At 41.1% G+C, this 19,135-nt stretch carries 17 protein-coding genes; 11 read left to right on the top strand and 6 right to left on the bottom strand.

All coding sequences use genetic code 11. From position 1 onward, the window contains the following. Window positions 1–296 precede the first annotated feature (296 nt). The 7 genes from hemA to PR725_RS07960 are packed head-to-tail and all read left to right on the top strand — an operon-like array spanning window position 297 to window position 6,909. Window positions 297–1,559 (top strand): glutamyl-tRNA reductase, encoded by a 1,263-nt coding sequence (hemA, locus tag PR725_RS07990; protein ID WP_272568441.1) that lies wholly within the window; start codon window positions 297–299, stop codon window positions 1,557–1,559. A gap of 31 nt (window positions 1,560–1,590) precedes the next feature. Continuing rightward, window positions 1,591–2,673, top strand: coding sequence for a peptide chain release factor 1 (gene prfA / locus PR725_RS07985; RefSeq protein WP_004910610.1), 1,083 nt, complete (start codon window positions 1,591–1,593; stop codon window positions 2,671–2,673). Beyond that, window positions 2,673–3,506, top strand: a complete 834-nt coding sequence (gene prmC / locus PR725_RS07980) for a peptide chain release factor N(5)-glutamine methyltransferase (RefSeq protein ID WP_004910612.1) — start codon at window positions 2,673–2,675, stop codon at window positions 3,504–3,506. The genes prfA and prmC overlap by 1 nt, the downstream gene beginning before the upstream one ends. Window positions 3,507–3,528: 22 nt before the next feature. Beyond that, the gene (gene sirB1, locus PR725_RS07975) at window positions 3,529–4,338 is read left to right on the top strand and encodes an invasion regulator SirB1 (protein ID WP_109911300.1); all 810 of its coding nucleotides are present in this window, start codon (window positions 3,529–3,531) and stop codon (window positions 4,336–4,338) included. A gap of 46 nt (window positions 4,339–4,384) precedes the next feature. After that, entirely contained in the window at window positions 4,385–5,239 is an 855-nt protein-coding gene (gene kdsA / locus PR725_RS07970; RefSeq protein WP_004255137.1) for a 3-deoxy-8-phosphooctulonate synthase, read from the top strand. 12 nt (window positions 5,240–5,251) lie between these two features. Further along, a complete protein-coding gene (locus PR725_RS07965; protein WP_004910623.1) occupies window positions 5,252–6,154 on the top strand; it encodes a TIGR01212 family radical SAM protein in 903 nt (300 codons plus the stop codon). 20 nt (window positions 6,155–6,174) lie between these two features. Further along, the gene (locus PR725_RS07960; protein WP_109911301.1) at window positions 6,175–6,909 is read left to right on the top strand and encodes a tetratricopeptide repeat protein; all 735 of its coding nucleotides are present in this window, start codon (window positions 6,175–6,177) and stop codon (window positions 6,907–6,909) included. 51 nt (window positions 6,910–6,960) lie between these two features. Here the strand turns inward: PR725_RS07960 and dauA are convergent, their stop codons facing one another. The 6 genes from dauA to PR725_RS07930 form a co-directional block, all read right to left on the bottom strand. After that, window positions 6,961–8,694, bottom strand: a complete 1,734-nt coding sequence (gene dauA / locus PR725_RS07955) for a C4-dicarboxylic acid transporter DauA (protein ID WP_109911302.1) — start codon at window positions 8,692–8,694, stop codon at window positions 6,961–6,963. 274 nt (window positions 8,695–8,968) lie between these two features. Continuing rightward, window positions 8,969–9,358, bottom strand: coding sequence for a hypothetical protein (locus PR725_RS07950; RefSeq protein WP_226537840.1), 390 nt, complete (start codon window positions 9,356–9,358; stop codon window positions 8,969–8,971). Then, window positions 9,351–10,709, bottom strand: coding sequence for a phosphatase PAP2/dual specificity phosphatase family protein (locus PR725_RS07945; protein WP_272568433.1), 1,359 nt, complete (start codon window positions 10,707–10,709; stop codon window positions 9,351–9,353). Before PR725_RS07945 ends, PR725_RS07950 begins: the two co-directional genes overlap by 8 nt. Window positions 10,710–10,890: 181 nt before the next feature. Further along, the gene (locus PR725_RS07940; protein WP_109911305.1) at window positions 10,891–12,657 is read right to left on the bottom strand and encodes a bifunctional alpha/beta hydrolase/class I SAM-dependent methyltransferase; all 1,767 of its coding nucleotides are present in this window, start codon (window positions 12,655–12,657) and stop codon (window positions 10,891–10,893) included. A 9-nt stretch (window positions 12,658–12,666) separates the two neighbouring features. Beyond that, window positions 12,667–13,290, bottom strand: coding sequence for a CDP-alcohol phosphatidyltransferase family protein (locus PR725_RS07935; RefSeq protein WP_110731898.1), 624 nt, complete (start codon window positions 13,288–13,290; stop codon window positions 12,667–12,669). Window positions 13,291–13,533: 243 nt separating this feature from the next. Beyond that, entirely contained in the window at window positions 13,534–14,337 is an 804-nt protein-coding gene (locus PR725_RS07930) for a helix-turn-helix domain-containing protein (RefSeq protein WP_272568430.1), read from the bottom strand. Window positions 14,338–14,490: 153 nt separating this feature from the next. Here PR725_RS07930 and PR725_RS07925 point away from each other — a divergent pair, with 153 nt between their 5' ends. From PR725_RS07925 to PR725_RS07910, 4 genes are read left to right on the top strand one after another with little or no spacing between them, the layout of a single operon-like run. After that, window positions 14,491–15,441 (top strand): 4-hydroxyproline epimerase, encoded by a 951-nt coding sequence (locus PR725_RS07925; protein WP_210844987.1) that lies wholly within the window; start codon window positions 14,491–14,493, stop codon window positions 15,439–15,441. Window positions 15,442–15,450: 9 nt separating this feature from the next. After that, window positions 15,451–16,698 (top strand): NAD(P)/FAD-dependent oxidoreductase, encoded by a 1,248-nt coding sequence (locus PR725_RS07920; protein ID WP_211888813.1) that lies wholly within the window; start codon window positions 15,451–15,453, stop codon window positions 16,696–16,698. An 18-nt stretch (window positions 16,699–16,716) separates the two neighbouring features. Continuing rightward, complete coding sequence (dapA, locus tag PR725_RS07915) at window positions 16,717–17,583, top strand: 4-hydroxy-tetrahydrodipicolinate synthase (protein ID WP_110731901.1); 867 nt, start codon at window positions 16,717–16,719, stop codon at window positions 17,581–17,583. Window positions 17,584–17,591: 8 nt separating this feature from the next. Then, entirely contained in the window at window positions 17,592–19,076 is a 1,485-nt protein-coding gene (locus PR725_RS07910) for an aldehyde dehydrogenase (RefSeq protein WP_109911310.1), read from the top strand. Window positions 19,077–19,135 lie beyond the last annotated feature (59 nt).

The following is a 19,135-nucleotide window of genomic DNA, read 5'->3' as shown; positions in this document are numbered from 1 at the left end:
TTATCATTGTTAATAATGATATGGCTGATAATCAGTTTTATATAGTATAAATAAACGATAAAATTACGATCAGTTTTGACTGATAAAATCGCCATTACGTCTGTTATTTCGGTTTATTTTTTGGCATGGGTCATCTTTCTGAAGGATAGGCTTATGCAAACCGTAGAAAGAGAGACGCGGATCATCTACAATAGAACAATATAAATAACAGTATTGCTAAATTGGTAGGAAATACCCATCGAGCATAACTGAAAATAATTAGCACTGTAAGCAATGTGAGCAAGTCGTAAAGCACAATGACCTTATTAGCCTTAGGTATCAACCATAAAACAGCACCAGTAGCCCTGCGTGAGCGGGTAACGTTTGGTCCTGAAAAAATTGACCATGCACTTGAGGAACTTCTCAAACAGCCTCAAGTGAATGGTGGTGTTGTGCTGTCTACCTGTAATAGAACTGAGCTTTATTTGAGCCTTGAATCGCAAGAACAAGCTCAAGAACAGCTAGTAAAATGGCTGTGTGATTTTCATGGTATAACCCAAAAAGATTTACAACCGAGTCTCTATTGGCACCAAGACGACCGCGCGGTGAGTCACCTAATGCGTGTCGCTAGTGGCTTGGACTCACTTGTTTTGGGTGAACCACAAATATTAGGGCAAGTAAAAAAGGCGTTTGCGCTTTCACAAGGTAACCACTCGTTATCGAGCGAACTTGAGCGTCTTTTCCAGAAATCGTTTTCTGTTGCAAAACGTGTGCGCACAGAAACCGATATTGGCGCGAATGCAGTTTCTGTCGCATTTGCAGCTTGTACACTTGCCCGCCAAATATTTGAATCACTCAAACATTTAAACATCTTGTTAGTGGGTGCAGGGGAAACAATTGAACTTGTGGCGCGTCATTTACGTGAACATGGCGTACAAAAAATGATGATAGCTAACCGAACACGTGAACGGGCGGAGTTATTGGCCAATGAGGTCAATGCACAAGTCATTTCGTTATCAGATATTGATAACCGCTTAGCGGAAGCTGATATTGTCATTAGTTCAACGGCGAGTCCTTTACCTATTATAGGGAAAGGGATGGTCGAACGTGCAATGAAAATACGTCGTAGTAAGCCGATGTTATTAATTGATATTGCCGTTCCTCGAGATATCGAACAAGATGTTGAAAAATTAAGAGATGTTTATCTCTATACTGTGGATGATTTGGAATCTATCATTGCACAGAACCTTGCTCAGCGAAAAGCCGCAGCCGTTGAAGCTGAATATATTGTTGAGCAAGAAAGTAGCCACTTTATGGATTGGTTGCGCTCACAAGCGGCAGTGTCTACAATTTGCGATTATAGAGAACAAGCTGAGGCCATTCGGGCAAACATGACTGAAAAAGCGTTGACCGCTATCCGTCAAGGCGCAGACCCTGAGCAAGTGATCATGCAATTATCGCAACAATTAACCAACCGCCTTATTCACGCTCCAACCAAATCTTTGCAGCAAGCTGCAGGTAATGGGGATGTCGAGCGTCTAAATCTACTTAGGGACAGCCTAGGGCTGGACCATCAATAACCACATTTTAATCATAGGTCTTATATAACGAATGAAGCCTTCTATTGTCGCAAAACTAGAAGCATTACAAGAACGCTACGAAGAAATTGAAGCGCACCTTGCTGATGCAGGTGTAATTGCCGATCAAGACCGTTTTCGTGCTTTATCAAAAGAATATGCCCAATTATCTGATGTCGCTAAATGCTTTAGTGCATGGCGCACAGTACAGGATGACATAGAAACAGCTGAAATGTTGTTAGACGATCCTGAAATGAAAGAAATGGCTCAAGAAGAGCTTAAAGAAGCCAAAGGGCGCAATGAAGAGCTCGAACAGCAATTACAATTGTTGCTGCTTCCGAAAGATCCTGATGATGAATATAACTGTTTCGTTGAAATCCGTGCGGGTGCTGGGGGAGACGAAGCGGCAATTTTTGCGGGTGATTTATTCCGTATGTATAGCCGTTATGCAGAAAACAACCGCTGGCGCGTTGAATTAATGAGCACGAGCGATGGCGAACATGGCGGTTTTAAAGAAGTCATCGCGAAAATTTCCGGTGATAGCGTTTATGGTCGCTTAAAATTTGAGTCAGGTGGTCATCGTGTTCAACGTGTTCCCGAAACGGAATCTCAAGGCCGTATTCATACATCCGCTTGTACTGTAGCGATTTTACCTGAGCTGCCAGAAGCTGAATTACCTGAAATCAGCCCTGCGGATTTACGTATTGATACTTTCCGCTCATCGGGTGCGGGTGGGCAGCACGTTAACACCACCGATTCCGCAATACGTATTACCCATATTCCGACAGGCATTGTTGTTGAGTGCCAAGATGAACGTTCACAGCATAAAAACAAAGCGAAAGCGATGTCTGTATTAGGTGCGCGTATTCGCCAAGCCGAAATGGATAAACGCCAAGCTGCAGAAGCATCTGAACGTCGTAATCTGCTAGGTTCTGGTGACCGTTCTGACCGTATTCGTACCTATAATTTTCCGCAAGGCCGAGTGACTGACCACCGTATTAACTTAACGTTATACCGTTTGGATGAAGTGATGGAAGGAAAATTGGATTCACTTATCCAACCTATCATCAATGAATACCAGGCAGACCAACTTTCTGCGTTGTCTGAGCAGGAATAATGCAGTATATCGAATGGGTCAAGCAGGCAGTCAATCGGCTGTCTGCAAGTGACAGCGCGAAGCGAGATGCTGAAATTTTACTGGAGCATGTCACAGGTCGCAGCCGTACCTATCTTTTTGCATTTGGTGAGACAGAACTCAACGCTGAAGAATGCCAACAAGCTGAATGTCTTTTGCAACGCCGTGAGAAAGGTGAGCCTATTGCCTATATTATCGGTGAACGTGAGTTCTGGTCCCTTCCTCTTTACGTCTCTCCTGCGACATTAATACCTCGGCCAGATACCGAATGCATTGTTGAACAAGCCTTATCCAGGTTAACAGAGCAAAAAAATCAAATTTTAGATTTAGGTACTGGGACTGGGGCAATTGCACTAGCCTTGGCATCTGAAATGCCGCAAAGCCAGGTTATCGGTGTTGATTTTAACCCTGATGCAGTTGTTTTAGCACAACGAAATCAGCAGCGCTTGAATATTTCAAATGTCAATTTTATACAAAGTAATTGGTTTGCTTCACTATCAATTCAACAATTTGATATGATTATCAGTAATCCACCCTATATTGATGAAAATGATACGCATCTCAGCGAAGGTGATGTGCGATTTGAGCCATTAACCGCTCTAGTGGCTAAGAATGAAGGCTTAGCTGATTTAATGCATATCATTCAAGAATCTAAAAAATATCTTAAAAATCAAGGGTGGTTGCTTCTTGAGCATGGCTGGACACAAGGTCTTGCAGTGCGTGATTTATTTGAAGTACATGGGTACACCAAAATTGAGACCTGTCTTGATTATGGTGGAAGAGAGCGAATTTCACTCGGTCAATGGAATGGTTAAGTGGCATAGCAGTGGGAATGTAATGAAAACCATAGCGAATATAGAATTTAATCAACTCCCTTTAAGTGAAGGGATCATGACTGTTTCACAATGTATCCGTCATGATTTCCCGCTGATGAAAGTGCAAGCTCAGTTAGATAGCTTAGTCTCATCAGCCAAGTCTCGTATCGATTTAACCGCTGATAACGAAACAAAAATTCAGCAATTGGCCTCACTTTTTTACCAAGAGTGGTCATTTGGCCCAGCTGAAGGGATCTATTTGTTATCGGATATGCTGTGGCTAGACAAAGTATTGTCATCTAAGCAAGGTACGCCAGTGACACTCGGTGCTATTTTTTTATATATTGCCGAACGCCTTGATATTGCGATTTATCCCGCTATTTTCCCTACTCAATTATTATTTATTAGTGAAAGAAATGATGGCAGCCAATGGGTTATTAACCCTGTAAATGGCGAGTCTTTATCATTACACACGTTAAATTTGTGGCTCAAAGGAACCGTTGATCCTTTTTCTGAATTTTACTACGACCAACTTGAGACAGCAGAAAACAGCATTGTTATTCGTAAAATTTTTGACACACTCAAAGCTGCATTAATGGAAGAAAAAAAGATGGAGTTAGCGTTACGGGTTTGTGAAACGCTTTTGACTCTTGATCCTGAAGACCCTTACGAAATTCGTGACAGAGGGTTAATTCTTGCACACTTAGATTGTAATCATGTGGCATTGAGCGATCTCAATTATTTTATTGAACATTGCCCAGAAGACCCTGTCTCTGAAATGATTAAAATACAAATTTATTCGCTGGATAACCATCCAGTCGTATTACATTAATTAACATACAGGCCGATTTTCCTGTTTCAATATTAAAGGTAAGAGTATGCAACAGAAAGTAGTCAATATTGGTGATATCAATGTCGCGAACGACTTGCCGTTTGTGTTATTTGGTGGGATGAATGTATTAGAATCTCGCGATATGGCGATGAAAGTGTGTGAGCATTATGTCACAGTGACACAAAAGTTGGGGATTCCTTACGTATTTAAAGCGTCATTTGATAAAGCTAACCGCTCATCAATTCACTCTTACCGTGGTCCAGGTCTTGAAGAAGGAATGAAAATATTCCAAGAGTTGAAACAAACATTTGGCGTAAAAATCATTACGGATGTTCATGAGCCAGCACAAGCAGCCCCTGTTGCCGAAGTCGTTGATGTCATTCAATTACCAGCGTTCTTAGCCCGTCAAACGGACTTAGTTGCAGCAATGGCTAAAACAGATGCGGTAATTAATATCAAAAAACCTCAGTTTATCAGCCCAGGACAAATGGGAAATATCGTTGAGAAATTTATCGAAGGTGGTAACGATAAAATTATTCTTTGCGACCGTGGCGCAAACTTTGGTTATGACAACCTAGTTGTTGATATGCTTGGCTTTAATGTCATGGTTCAAGCATCAAAAGGCTGTCCTGTCATTTTCGACGTAACCCACGCATTGCAATGCCGCGACCCATTTGGTGCCGCATCTGGTGGCCGTCGTGGTCAAGTTGCTGAGCTGGCAAGAGCGGGAATGGCGGTTGGGATCGCAGGGTTATTTCTTGAAGCCCATCCAGACCCAGACAACGCGCGTTGCGATGGCCCATCAGCATTACCATTAGATAAGCTAGAACCATTCTTAAAGCAAATGAAAGCAATCGACGAGGTAGTAAAAAGCTTCCCTGAGTTAGATACAAGTCGCTAAGTTAGACGGTTTATGCAGCTCACCGAAGTCGTTTCTATGTTCGGCGCTGATTTACAGCGCCGATATGGTGAAAAAATTTATAAAATTACCTTACATGGTGGTTTTAATTGCCCAAACCGTGATGGCACCCTTGGGCGAGGCGGCTGCACCTTTTGTAATGTGGCCTCTTTTGCCGATGAAAGCCAATCTTCTAAAACCATCAGTGAACAAATTCACCAACAGATTACCCGAATTTCCCGCGCAAAACGTTATTTAGCTTATTTCCAAGCCTATACCAGTACTTACGCAGAAGTGAGTCTGCTAAAACAGCTCTATGAAGATGCTTTACAACAGGCTGATATTATTGGTTTATGTGTTGGAACGCGCCCTGATTGTGTTCCTGACGCGGTATTATCTTTATTGAGTTGTTATCAGCAACAAGGTTATGAAATATGGCTTGAGCTAGGTTTACAAAGTGCTCATGATAAAACGCTACATCGTATTAATCGCGGCCATGGTTTTGATGCATACCAACAAACAACGCAAAAAGCGCGTAGTCTTGGATTAAAAGTTTGTACGCATTTGATTTGTGGGCTACCCGGTGAAAATGCCCAAATGAATATGCAAACATTGGATAAAGTACTTGAGTGTGGAACGGATGGCATCAAACTTCACCCGTTACATATTGTTGAAGGTAGTGTAATGGCAAAAAGTTGGCGAGCAGGGCGCTTGGCAACACTTTCTCTTGATGAATATACCCAAATTGCCGGTGAAATGGTGCGTCATACACCAACTGACATTGTCTACCACCGTATTAGTGCCAGTGCAAGAAAACCTACGTTACTCGCCCCGAGCTGGTGTGAAAACCATTGGGTAGGAATGAATAACTTATATCAATACTTCTTAAAATGGGGTGGCCAAGGCTCTGCGCTTTGACTTCTTTAATGAGAATAATTATGAAATCAAACTTTTATAAAGCTATTATCGTTTCATCCCTCATTACGTTTTCTTTTCAAGCTACCGCTCAACTTGATATTACCCCTGAAGATAAACAAAAATTTGTACAAACTCATCAAAAAGCAACGAAGAAAGATACCCTTGCTCAGTATCAGCTGGCTCAAATGTATTTTTCCGGTTTAGGTGTTCTACAAAATCTTAATAGTGCGCGTTTATGGGCAAACGAAGCCGCAAAAAATGGTAATGCAGATGCTTATGCGTTATTAGCGGATATTAATCTATTAAGTGATAGTTACTTTTCACAGGAATTAGTTGATGCACGTAAATACGCGATTAAAGCGGTTGAAATGGGTAGTACACGTGGAAAAATCAGTTTAGCAGAGTCATTGATAAACCCAATTGCAGGTAAAACGGACTATCAACAGTCTATAGAACTTCTCAATGAAGTTAACGCGCTAAATAACCCAGACTATTTTATTGCTCCAATTTTGCTTGGCGTTATCTACCTAGATGGCCAAGGTGTCGCAAAAGATGAAAAGCAAGCACAACAATGGTTTGATAAGGCTAATGAGATGACTTATCCAGGGTATGCAGAATGGATGGCAGCATTTAGATTTTCTGAAGATAACACAGGAACGGTGGCTATCGACCCAGCAAAAGCAAAAAAATTAAGGGTAATAGCTTGCGAAAAAGGGAAAGAAGCAGGGAATGAAATGTTTTGCTTCAATGAGTAACAGTTAAACCGCCATGTAAAATAACATGGCGGTTTAGTTAAGGGACTTAAATTAAGACGCTGTTGTTGCCTTTTCTGTGTCGATAGAACTCGCCTGTTCGATAGCCTTAACAGCTTCAAGTGCATGATCTATTGAATTATAAAAACTTAACACGCCTTCAATCGGTGTCACTTTCGCTCTTGCCAAAGTTTTTAATGGCTGGAACGGAATGTCACAAACTAAGACATGGGTATCTTTGCGTACGGCATCGATGAATTTTTCGAAAGCTTCTAAGCCACCCGCATCTAAGACCGGTACAGCGTCCCATTGCATAATGATGGTTTCATAACCTGCGCTTTTGACACGTAATTCATCAAAAATACGCTCGGCAGCAGCGAAAAATAATGGGCCGTTTATTCTTACGACTAAACGGCTTCGCTCTTCATCTGTTTCTGCTAATTGTGTTGAACGGGTCATATTGGCAATACGTCGCATAAACAATAATGACGCGAGAACAATCCCGACAGTAATAGCAATAACCATATCAAATAGAACAGTTAGAGACATACATAGCACTAATACAATAATGTCATCTTTTGGCGCGCGTTTAATCAGGTAAACGACTTTACCCGCCGCACTCATGTTCCAAGCTACAATCAATAATAATGCAGACATGGCGGCTAATGGCAAATAAGAGAGCATTGGAGCAAGAACTAATAATGTAAGTATCACCAATATTGAGTGAATAATCGCAGAAATGGGGGATGTTGCACCTGCGCGAACGTTAGCTGCAGAGCGGGCTATTGCAGCGGTTGCTGTGATCCCACCAAAAAAAGGCGCCGCAATGTTCCCCACACCTTGGCCAATAAGTTCACTATTGGAATGGTGTTTGGTTCCTGTCATGTTGTCCAATACTACGGCACATAGTAGTGATTCAATCGCACCAAGCACTGCCATAGAAAATGCAGCGGGCATTAATGCGGTGATCATCGCCCAATTAATTGGCGCACTTCCAGGGAGTTCCCATGGCAAAATAAACTGCGGTAGGATAGGGGGAATACCATTACCTTCAGTGCCATCAGGCAATAAATAGCTAAATTCAGATCCAATAGTCGCGACTTCCATGCCAAATAATGAAAGCACCCACATGACGAAAGTCCCGACAATAAGGGCTGGTAAATGGCCGGGAAATCTTAATTTTAATTTAGGCCAGAAGATAAGCACCAAAAGAGTTGAAAGCCCAATTAGTGTGTCGCTGTATTGAAACGTGGGGAATGTATTACCAATAGCAATTAGCTTATCAACATAGTTTTCTGGGACATGCACCATTTGCAAGCCAAAAAAATCTTTAATTTGCATTGTGGCAATGGTAATAGCTATCCCCGAAGTAAAGCCTAATGTGACTGAAACAGGGATATATTCAATAAACTTACCAAAGCGGGCAAACCCCATGGCAAGGAGTATGACACCGGACATTAGGGTAGCGACTAATAACCCACTCAACCCAAATTGCTGTGAAACAGGGTAGAGGATCACCACAAAAGCTGCGGTGGGGCCAGAAACGCTATAACGAGACCCACCTGTTATCGCAATGACGATACCTGCAATAGCCGCGGTATATAGCCCATATTGGGGGGGAACGCCACTTGCAATAGCTAAAGCCATTGCGAGCGGAATAGCGATAATACCCACGGTAATACCCGCGATTAAATCCTTAATAAAGCGAGTAGCCGTATATTTTTCTTTCCAACAAGAATCTATTAGCGCACTAAAAGGGCGCAACCTATTAATTTTTTTTGTACTCATTATACCCTACCAAATAACAGGGTGAAAAATAAACGAAATATGTACCTATAAGGATACGCTTAGTAACTTGAAAAAAATCTGTTATGTATCAATGAATCTGCAATTATCATAACGTTTTCAGTAACAAAAGTAAAAAACCGTTATATTATAAAGAAAAACAGTTAGAATACATTTTATATGGCTACTTTTTAGTTTTAGGTATACATATATGCAATAGCAATCTTATTTTTTGAACTGTAAATATAAATAATAGTACTGGTTAATGCTTAATTAATTAACTAGTTATTATTGCGACTAATAACCCTATCCATTGCAGTAGTACTAACCCAAGTGCATGGGTGAAAAGACGTTTAGTCCCAAACCACCTTTGCTGCATCGTGCGGTGTTTGATTTTGTTCGGAAATAAAAAATTTAATGCATTATCAAAATGTTCTGTTTCATTATGTGTGTAGATAATTTTAAAAAAATGGTTATCTAGCCACAGGCGATATATATAATACTGGCAAACTATAAATATAATTATATTGGTGAATAAAATATATTTAGGGTAATTAGAATAGAAATACAAAGCAAATTGACAAAATAATGCCAATACAGACCCAGTAGCAAAATAACGCCAACTATGCGTTAAAATAGTGATAACGTCACCTTGTTGTTTATTCATCAATGTATTCATTATTCACTCGACTTATATGGTAATCGGCATACCAATTATTCAGTTGTTGTATCGTTGCTGCATTTAAAATTACTTGTGGGCGAGCATGTTCAACTAATGCTACGGCTTCTTCTATGTTTTTTGCATCGCCATGATGTACCAACCATGCAACAGCAACAGTTGCACTTCGTGAATAACCTAATTTGCAATGAATGTATATCGCCCCATGTTTTACCAGTGTATCCATAGTATGGACTGACTTTTCGATATCTTCCGCGCTTAGTGGTAACAAATCAATTTGCGGTTGGCTACAATATTTCAGCTCTTTGCTGTAAGAATTGCGAGGCCATTCGCAAGTCATATCTAACACAGCTTGAGTTTGCAAAGCGTAAAGTGGGCGCCCTCCCAAAACAATGTGTTTATTAACAATACTGGGTTGTGCGCAGTGTTTAGCGAAGTAATGATAGGTTCCCCAAGCAATCAGCCGGTATGGTAGTAACAAAATAGCGGCAGAAGGGGAAATATTCCCTTCAGGTGTTTTTTGGAAAACGCTAGCACCAGCGCCTAAATAGCCAAGGGTAATAAAAAAGAGGGCGACAGCGGGCCATAATAGTAACCAAGCGAATCCTTGGAAGATAAACGCAAGAATAAAGCAAGCAAGAGAGCCTATGCCATAGTTTTTGCTCATTTTAAAACTGCGAGGTGAGCCAGTGTAATGCCATTGCCAGTGAGTTTGTATAGGAAGTAAATAACTAATTAATATGCCAACGGCAAAGCCGGTGACGACATCAATAAAGTGGTGCTGCCAAGTCGTCAATACGGACAGGAGAATGAGTATCGACCAACTATGAAGCAACCAGCGCCATTTTGTTGGTGTATGCGCTCGAAAACGTAACCATAAGATCCACAATAAAATAATATGTAATGAAGGGGCTTGGTTAAAGGGAAGATCAAATAATTCTAGGCTGTCAAACATCCAGCCAAATAGGCCATCAGTGCTTGGTCGAGGGAAACTAAACTTAAGTGGAAATAGTAAAAAACCAATACAAGCGACAATCGAAGCCGTGATGAGCCGTAAGCCATGGATCGATTGTTCTTTACGGGTTGTGCAAATAAATAAAGATAACCCATAAAAAAGGTCAATGCTCCAATAGGGAATGATAGACCAAGGGAGAAATGGAATATGGGTTTCCCAAGAAAAAACGATAGAAGGAACCTGGCCTAACGTTGCGGTATACGTATTGACTTGGCCATAAGTTAGGAAGAAAAAAGGTGCTAGAAAAACTAGCCATAGCAAACCAGAGCGTATTATTTGGCGTCGAGATACAGCCTGTTGAGGTTTGCGAGTTGCGGTTATCATCCTTTATCCTATTCCTTTAAATGGCAACGAACTGGCGGTGATATCAGTAAATGATTAGGGAAACAAATAACGCTAAGCAGCATAGGTGCTTTGCGGGCAATAAACAATGGCTATCACCTAAAGTTGAAGTTAGTGATTGATGCCAACAATGTGGCATCAATCACAATGCGAGATAAATAGACTAACGTCGTCTAGCTATGGATACGCTGAATATTCCCCAGTTATCAATTAATTGGTTTAGTTTTTCAAAGCCCGCTTCTTCAACTAAAGTATCCATTTCGCCTTGGCTACGACAACGCATAACCCATGCTTGGCCACCTTGGTGGCTTGGTAGTACCCGAGCAATCATTTCAACTTGAGGGTGCCATGGCTGGCAAGTATAAATTAATAGCCCGCCAGGAGGGATAGCTCGAGAAAGTCCATTTAATGAAGCGTTTATCATTTCATTACTGGGGAACAGTTCATACAAACCACTGACAATGCCAATTGTTGGAGAGGGTGAAACCGCGGCTAAATCATCGGCGTCAAAAGCATTACCTTCAGTAAATTGAATTTTATCTTCAAGGTAACGTTCCTTAATATGTAATTGTCCTTGCTCAACATTGATAGGGCTATAGTCTCTTAATAGGACAGACTCAACTTTGCTATAATCATTAATTGCATCAAAGATATAACGACCTTGGCCTGCGGCAATATCCATAATTCGAACCGGGATACCTGTCTCCGTGAGGTCACGTATCGCTTGCCGAATAATATTTTCAATATTCACTTTGCGTTGGCGTATTCCTTGCCAGCCTATGCTGTTGAGATACTGCCTATCAATCACACGGCCAAATAAGCCTTTACCTTGGGCTTTGTCGCGGTATACGTAATCGAGAGTTGAACCTGAATCAAACCCTTTGTCATAACCAATGCAAATACCTTCAGAAGCTTTACCTAGTGTACTCATTGATTTGCTCATAATTTTATAAGCAAGATTTTTAGGGCACCATTTAGGCAAAGGAGTCATGAGCGAACGATATTTTTCAGCACTGACACTCCAGATATCTTCATATTGATAATTATGTTGGTAGCGCGGTAAGGCGAATAATTTCCCAATAAAATCACGAATTTTTTCAATTGGGATATGGCGTTCTTTTTCACCTAATGTGTCGTGGTAAAAACCGGGTAATATATGTTTTTCTTTTATTGGGGTATTTAATCTTTCAAAAAACTGATGTTGAGGTCGATGGTGGACAACGTGGTCACTACCTGAAATAAATAATTGAGTTGGTAAGGTAATTGCACCTGCATCAGCCACTACACGTTCAGCTGTTTTATATAATTCAAGTAAAATATTGACGGCAATAGGGCGAGTGATCAATGGATCGCGATTAAACGAATCAATTCGTTGTTCATCATGAGTCAGAAATTTAGCTTTGACATAGGAATTCACATAGAACAAACCGCGAGCCTTTTGCATTAAAGCAAGCCCTGTCCGGGCAAATGGGACATACAATTTAACCTTAAATGCAGGAGAGGCGAGTACCATCCCACGAATTTTGGGGGCGTAATCATGAACCCAAGCGGAGACAAGGACGGCACCAACACTTTGTCCGATAACAATGATATTTTCTAAGGGAATATTATATTGGGAGGAAATGTGACGTACGAATTCATCGACATCATTGACAGATGTGCTTAGTGAAGGGCTATAACCTCGCGGGCCATCATTTTTACCATGACCACGGGCATCCCATGCAAACATCGCATAGTCAGGTAAATTGAGTTCATCGACTAAATGGGCGACACGGCCAGAATGTTCATGGCCACGATGAAATAAAATAATCGCTTTGTTGGTCGAAGTCTCTGTTGGCCAATGTCGATAAAAAAGAGAAGTATGGTCACTGGTGGTAAATTGGGACTCAATAACGGGACGTTGCGTCAGATAATCTGTCTGAGCGTTCATAATTCTTCCTTAATTATTATTCGCCGATGTAGATAATTCACAAAGTGCACGACGAATACGGTTATAGCAAGTATAAAACAGCAACAAAGTTAAAAGGATAAACAGATAACTTATCCAACTAGAAAATATGATTTGCGGGAAAATACTGACAAGCAGCCCTAACGCACCGAAAATAAAGGCTCGATCACTTTTACCAATAGGGCCGTCATAGCGACGAGACGCACCAATTGCTTGAGTGATAACACCAATAAATTCAGTAAGTAGCGTAAGAAATAGAATGAATAAAATAAGCCAAAATACTTGAGGGAAAATAACCGCAAATGGTAGGTATAGTGCGATATCTGAAATAACATCACCAAGCTCATTCAGGATTGCACCAAGGTGGCTTTTTTGGTTGTGCTCCCTTGCTAACATGCCATCAATCGCATTGAGTGCCATACGAATAAACAGTACGAAAGGTAATAAAATAAACAGGTGTGGGTTTGGAATGAACAGTAATAGCATTCCGCAGATCACAGACAAAAGTAAAGCTGCCAAAGTGACTTGATTAGCCGTCACACCCGCACTAAATAGCTTACGAACAATTGGACGAAGAAGATCTTGAAATTTAGGTTTCAGATCGTAAATGGTCATTGAGTATTCCTTTCTCGTCACCGCACTTAGATGCAGCATTGGGATATATCAATACCCGATTGATGGATGTCTGCAATAAGAGCTATCTTAAGTTAGGAAATAACCAAGGGAAGTTATTTAGTAATTATATCGAAGGTACTGCGGTAATTATTTGAATAAACGGCCAAAAAGCACTTCATAAAATCTAAAGAGAATGAATTTATCGGTATTAAGGAAAAACGGGTTAACCAATATGATACTCAGTCAGGCCAATATCCTTTGTTTATCGATTTTTGAACGCATTCGTTTAAATTGGCTAGGTGTCATGGTGGTCATTTCTTTGAATTTTCGGCAGAAAGCGCTGTGATCAGCATAAGCACACTTACTGGAAATTTCAGTAATTGAAAAATCATCTTCGAGCAGTTCAATCGCATGTTCAAGGCGCATTTTTTGAATATATTGTTGAGGGGTTATCAAAAAAATAGCTTTAAACTGGCGGTTTAATTGAGAAAGCGAGAGGCCAGATATGTCAGCAAGAGTTGTCATTTTTATTGCGGTATCGAAATGCTCACTAATATAGCGTTCAATACGGCTAAGTTGGTTGTTTAGCTTAGGGCTGACCGATTTAACATCTTGTAAATCCACTGAAATACCTGCAACTCCAATAACTTGGTTACGTGTATTAAAAATAGGAACCTTAGTTGTTAAACACCATCCCAACAAACCCGCTTTATACAGGTGAAGTTCAAGTTTATTAATGACGCTAATTTTCTTCTCCATCACTAAATAATCTTGAGAACTATAGCTTTGGCCTAGTTCCGAATGAAAAATATCCTCAGCACATTTACCAACCAGATGATTAACGCTATCGATTTTACAACGGGTGGCTAAATTATCATTGGCCAACACATACTTTGCATTATGGTCTTTCACAAAGAAAGTCACATTCGGCAAGGTATTAATGAGGGGCATCACTAAGCCTAAATGATTTAATAGAACATCAATATTATCAACAGGAAACAGCATATTTTCCTGACTAATCAATAACAATTTATTTAGATTGATCATGCTGCGCTCCGAAATATTAAATTAATTTTACTAGTTCTGTTAAATATTTTTAGATTGTGCAGAAAAGCGCATAAGTTTGTTAGAAAGATATCAAGAGTTGTTAACAAAAATCAAGCATTCTATTAACAATGATAATAGATAGGATGCTAACCAATGCAATATCAATATACTAAAATTGAAGTTATCGACTCCCATACTGCAGGTGAGCCAACTCGGCTCGTTATCGACGGATTCCCTGATTTAGGGCAGCAAAGCATCGCATCAAGACTGGAGATATTACGCCATCAACATGATGTATGGCGTAAAACCACCATTTTAGAGCCACGAGGTAATGATATTTTAGTGGGGGCACTATTGTGTAAACCACAAAACCCAGCAGCAGCAGCCGGTGTGATTTTTTTTAACAATCAAGGTTACTTGGGAATGTGTGGCCATGGCACTATCGGTTTAGTGGCTTCATTGCATTTTCTCGGTCATATCACTTTCGGTAAACATCTTATCGAAACCCCGGTAGGGGATGTCACGGCTCATTTACATCAAGATGGCAGTGTGAGTATTCAGAATGTTTATTCATATCGTTATCGCAAAGCGGTACAAGTTAATGTTCCAGAACTCGGTACCATTGCCGGGGATATTGCTTGGGGCGGAAATTGGTTCTTTCTTGTTGATAAGTCACCAGTCGCTATTGATTACGAAAACATTAAATTACTGACAGAAGTCAGTTTAAAGATTAAACAAGCCTTATCCGATCAAGGTATTTATGGTAAAGATGGCCAAGAAATTGACCATATCGAATTATTCGGTACACACCCCGAAGCCAATAGCCAAAGTTTTGTTTTATGCCCAGGCGGCGCTTATGACCGCTCCCCTTGTGGAACAGGAACAAGTGCCAAACTTGCCTGTTTAGCCGCGGATAAAATGCTGGCGGCTGGTGAAATATGGCATCAAGCCAGTGTGATTGGCAGCCAATTTCAGGCCAGTTTTCAACAGGCTGATGAAAACGGCATTATTCCGACTATTCGCGGGCATGCCTATATCAGTGGGAAAAATACCTTATTGATAGATGAACAAGATCCATTTCGTTTTGGAATTTCAGTGGCATAGGGGAATGAAATGGAACGCAAATATCCAGTGATTGTAGTGGGTGGCGGCATTATTGGTCTGAGTATTGCACTGACAGTGCAAGCTAATGGGTCACAAGTGCTGTTGCTTGATAAACATGAAATTGGTCAAGGTGCTTCATTTGGTAACGCAGGGCATATAGCGACAGAACAAGTTTTTCCGATTGCGGATCCGAGCGTTTTAAAATCAATTCCGAAAATGTTATTTGATCCACTAGGCCCTTTGCGTCTGGATTGGCGCTATTTATTACCGCTAACACCTTGGTTAATAAAATTATTGGGTAACATGCGCCATAAGCCTTTTACCCATATTCATCACACATTGATGACACTAAATAGTGCCGCTTTCGATTCATGGCAAGCATTTATTCAGAAATGGCAATTAAATGACCTTGTCAAAATGAAGGGTTCACTATTGGTGGCAGAAAAAAAAGAGACGCTCGATAAGCTAAGCCAGCACAGTGAGTACCTGCAAAGTATTGGTGTGGCTAATCAATTGATTGATCAAGATACGCTATTAACGCGCGAACCTGCTTTATCTGAAAGCCAAATCGGTGGCATTTTTTATCCCGATACAGGCCATGTTGTGAATTTATGTGCATTACACCAAAAACTGACAGAAGCTTTTATCGCTGCGGGTGGGCAGGTATTAACCCACTGTGAAGTAACAGAAATCACATCAACGTCGAATCAACAAGCGATATTGACAACCACTCAAGGGCAGTTTACAGGACAAAAAATAGTGATTGCAGGGGGCGCATTCTCTAAATCGCTAGTCAAAATGGTGAGTCGTATCAAAGTGCCACTTGAAACTGAGCGTGGTTATCATTTGATGTTGCCCCATGAATTAGGTCGATTATCGATACCAGTATCAAGTATGGATAGGCGTTTTATAATGACGCCAATGTCTCAAGGGCTACGCCTCGCAGGAACCGTAGAATACGCAGGGTTAAAACGTCCTGCGAATATGCAGCGAGCTCAACATTTTCTCCCGTTAGCACAACCTATGCTAAAGGAAACATTAAATAGCCAACAATCTACATCATGGATGGGGTTTCGCCCATCTACGTCTGATTCATTACCAATTTTAGACCATAAAGGCCCCTATATTTTTGCATTCGGTCACCAACACTTGGGGCTAACCCAAGCGGCGATCACCGCAGATATTGTGAATAGTTTTATCCATCATCAGCCGACAAGTATCGACTGTGCCCCTTTTTCCATTGAACGATTTCTTTAATTTTGAGGAGAATTCAAAATGAATTTCCATGGCATTCTTGTTCCATTAGTGACCCCATTTCATGATGATTTAACATTAAATGTCAGTGCGCTTGCTGAATTAACTGAAAAACTTATTGAGCGGGGTGTGACGGGTTTAGTGGTTTGTGGGACAACTGGGGAGTATTACGCATTAAACGAAGATGAACGTAAGACCGTGCTGTCAACCGTTTGCAAAATTGCCAAAGGGCGAGTGACATTAATTGCGGGTATTAATGATTTATCAACTGAGGGGGCTATTGCACGTGCGAAACAAGCTCAAGAACTCGGTTATGAAGGGTTAATGCTGTCTCCACCGCCATATAGTTTGCCGGACCAGCAAGGTGTATTCGCCCACTATGAAAAAGTCGCAAAATCAACATCATTACCCATAATTATGTACAATTTTCCAGCTCGGATTGGCGTTGAAATTGACATTGAAACGGTTATTAAGCTAGCCGAAATTGACAATATTGTCGCTATCAAAGAAAGCAGTGGAAACTTTAGCCGAGCACTGCACTTATTACAAACACCATTCAAAAATTTTGAGGTCATTTGTGGTTGTGATGACCAACCAGTGGATTTCTTCTTTTGGGGGTCCAAAAGTTGGATTGCGGGAGCTGGTAATGTATACCCAGCAGAGCAAGTTGCTATTTTTAATGCCGCGCAAGCGGGTGACTGGCAACAAGCCAAGCAGATTATGAATGAAATTTACCCTGCGATTTACTCAATGGAATCAGGTGATTATAACCAAAAAGCCAAAGCGGGTTGCTTGAATGGCACATTCCATGTCGGCCCGGTTCGTTTGCCTTTGTCAAATCTAGCGTCTCAAGAACGCGATGATTTTATTAAATTAATTAAGCGCTAGGGGGGAATATGACTCTTACCCAGCAGCAGGTATTTGAACGCGCAAAACAAGGAAAACTGTGGGCGGGCAATTTAATTGCAGGGCACCCAGAACAGCAAAATAGACTAGAAAACCGGACCCCAATCGACAACAGCATTATTGGTTTTATTGCAGATGGTGATGAGAGCGATATTAATGCCGCGGTACAGGTGGCGCGTGACACGTTTAATCAAGGTGAATGGCGCGGGTTATCGCCGCAAGAACGTAAAGCTATCATGCTTAAATGGGCTAATCTGATTGAAAAACACAGTGAAGAACTTGCGGCGCTAGACTGTATTGATGCAGGTAAGCCTATCACCGAATGCTTAAATACCGATTTGCCCGCAACGATTGACACCTTTTATTGGTATGCCGAAGCGATTGATAAACTGTTTGGCAAAATTGCACCAACCAGTCATCAAGAGTTGGGGTTAATAGTGCATGAGCCTATTGGTGTGGTGGGGGCGGTATTACCGTGGAATTTCCCTGCTCAAATGTTTGCGTGGAAAGTAGCTCCAGCTCTTGCTGTCGGCAATTCGGTGATTGTGAAACCTGCCGAACTAACCTCATTAAGCGCGCATCGTATGGTGGAACTGGCCTATGAGGCGGGTATTCCTAAAGGTGCATTAAGTCTAGTTTGTGGATTAGGTGAAAAAGTCGGGGAAGCGCTTGGCCGCCATCATGATGTTGATATGGTGTCATTTACCGGCTCAACAGATGTCGGACGCTTATTTTTAAAATATTCCGCCGAAAGTAACTTAAAAGAAATTGTACTCGAATGTGGCGGTAAAAGCCCGCAAGTGGTGTTTGAAGATGCGAATATTGAAGCCGCAATTCCACATATTATGGCGGCGGCTTTCTGGAATATGAGTGAAAACTGTAGCTGTGGTTCTCGCTTAATTGTGCACGAAAGCATCAAAAAAATACTATTAGAGAAGCTTGCCGTCGCCATTAAAGAATGGAAAGTCGGAGACCCAAGGCAAGCAGATATTTCAATTGGGCCAATGGTCGAACAGGCTCATTTTGAGAAAGTAAAATCCTTTTTAGATATCACGTTAAAAGAGGGAGGAAAATTAGTTGCGGGTGGAAAAATTCATCATGAATTGGGGGCGGGATGGTATATCGAACCGACAATTTTTGATGAAGTCACGCCTGAAATGTCGCTATTTAAGCATGAAGTTTTTGGCCCTATTTTAGCCGTCACATCGTTTAAAACTGATGATGAAGCGGTTGCTTTAGCTAATGACACTCAATATGGCTTAGCGGCTTCATTTTATAGCCAAAATATTCACCGAGCCATGCAAATTGCACAGCGTATTAATGCGGGTACTGTTTCAGTCAATGGCTTTAGTGAGGGCAATATTACAACGCCGTTTGGTGGTTTTCGTCAATCAGGTTTTGGCGGTAAAGACAACGGGTTAGAGGCATTTGAACAATATACTCAAACGAAGGTTATCTGGTTTATCCATCAGTAAAACGTTGGCCTGAGTCCCCTAGTGGACTCAGGTTTTTTTTTTACCCTGCAAATACAAAT

Origin of the sequence: Providencia sp. PROV255, assembly GCF_028478065.1 — a bacterium.
Lineage (GTDB): Bacteria > Pseudomonadota > Gammaproteobacteria > Enterobacterales > Enterobacteriaceae > Providencia > Providencia rettgeri.
This window is presented reverse-complemented; position numbering and strand designations above follow the sequence as displayed.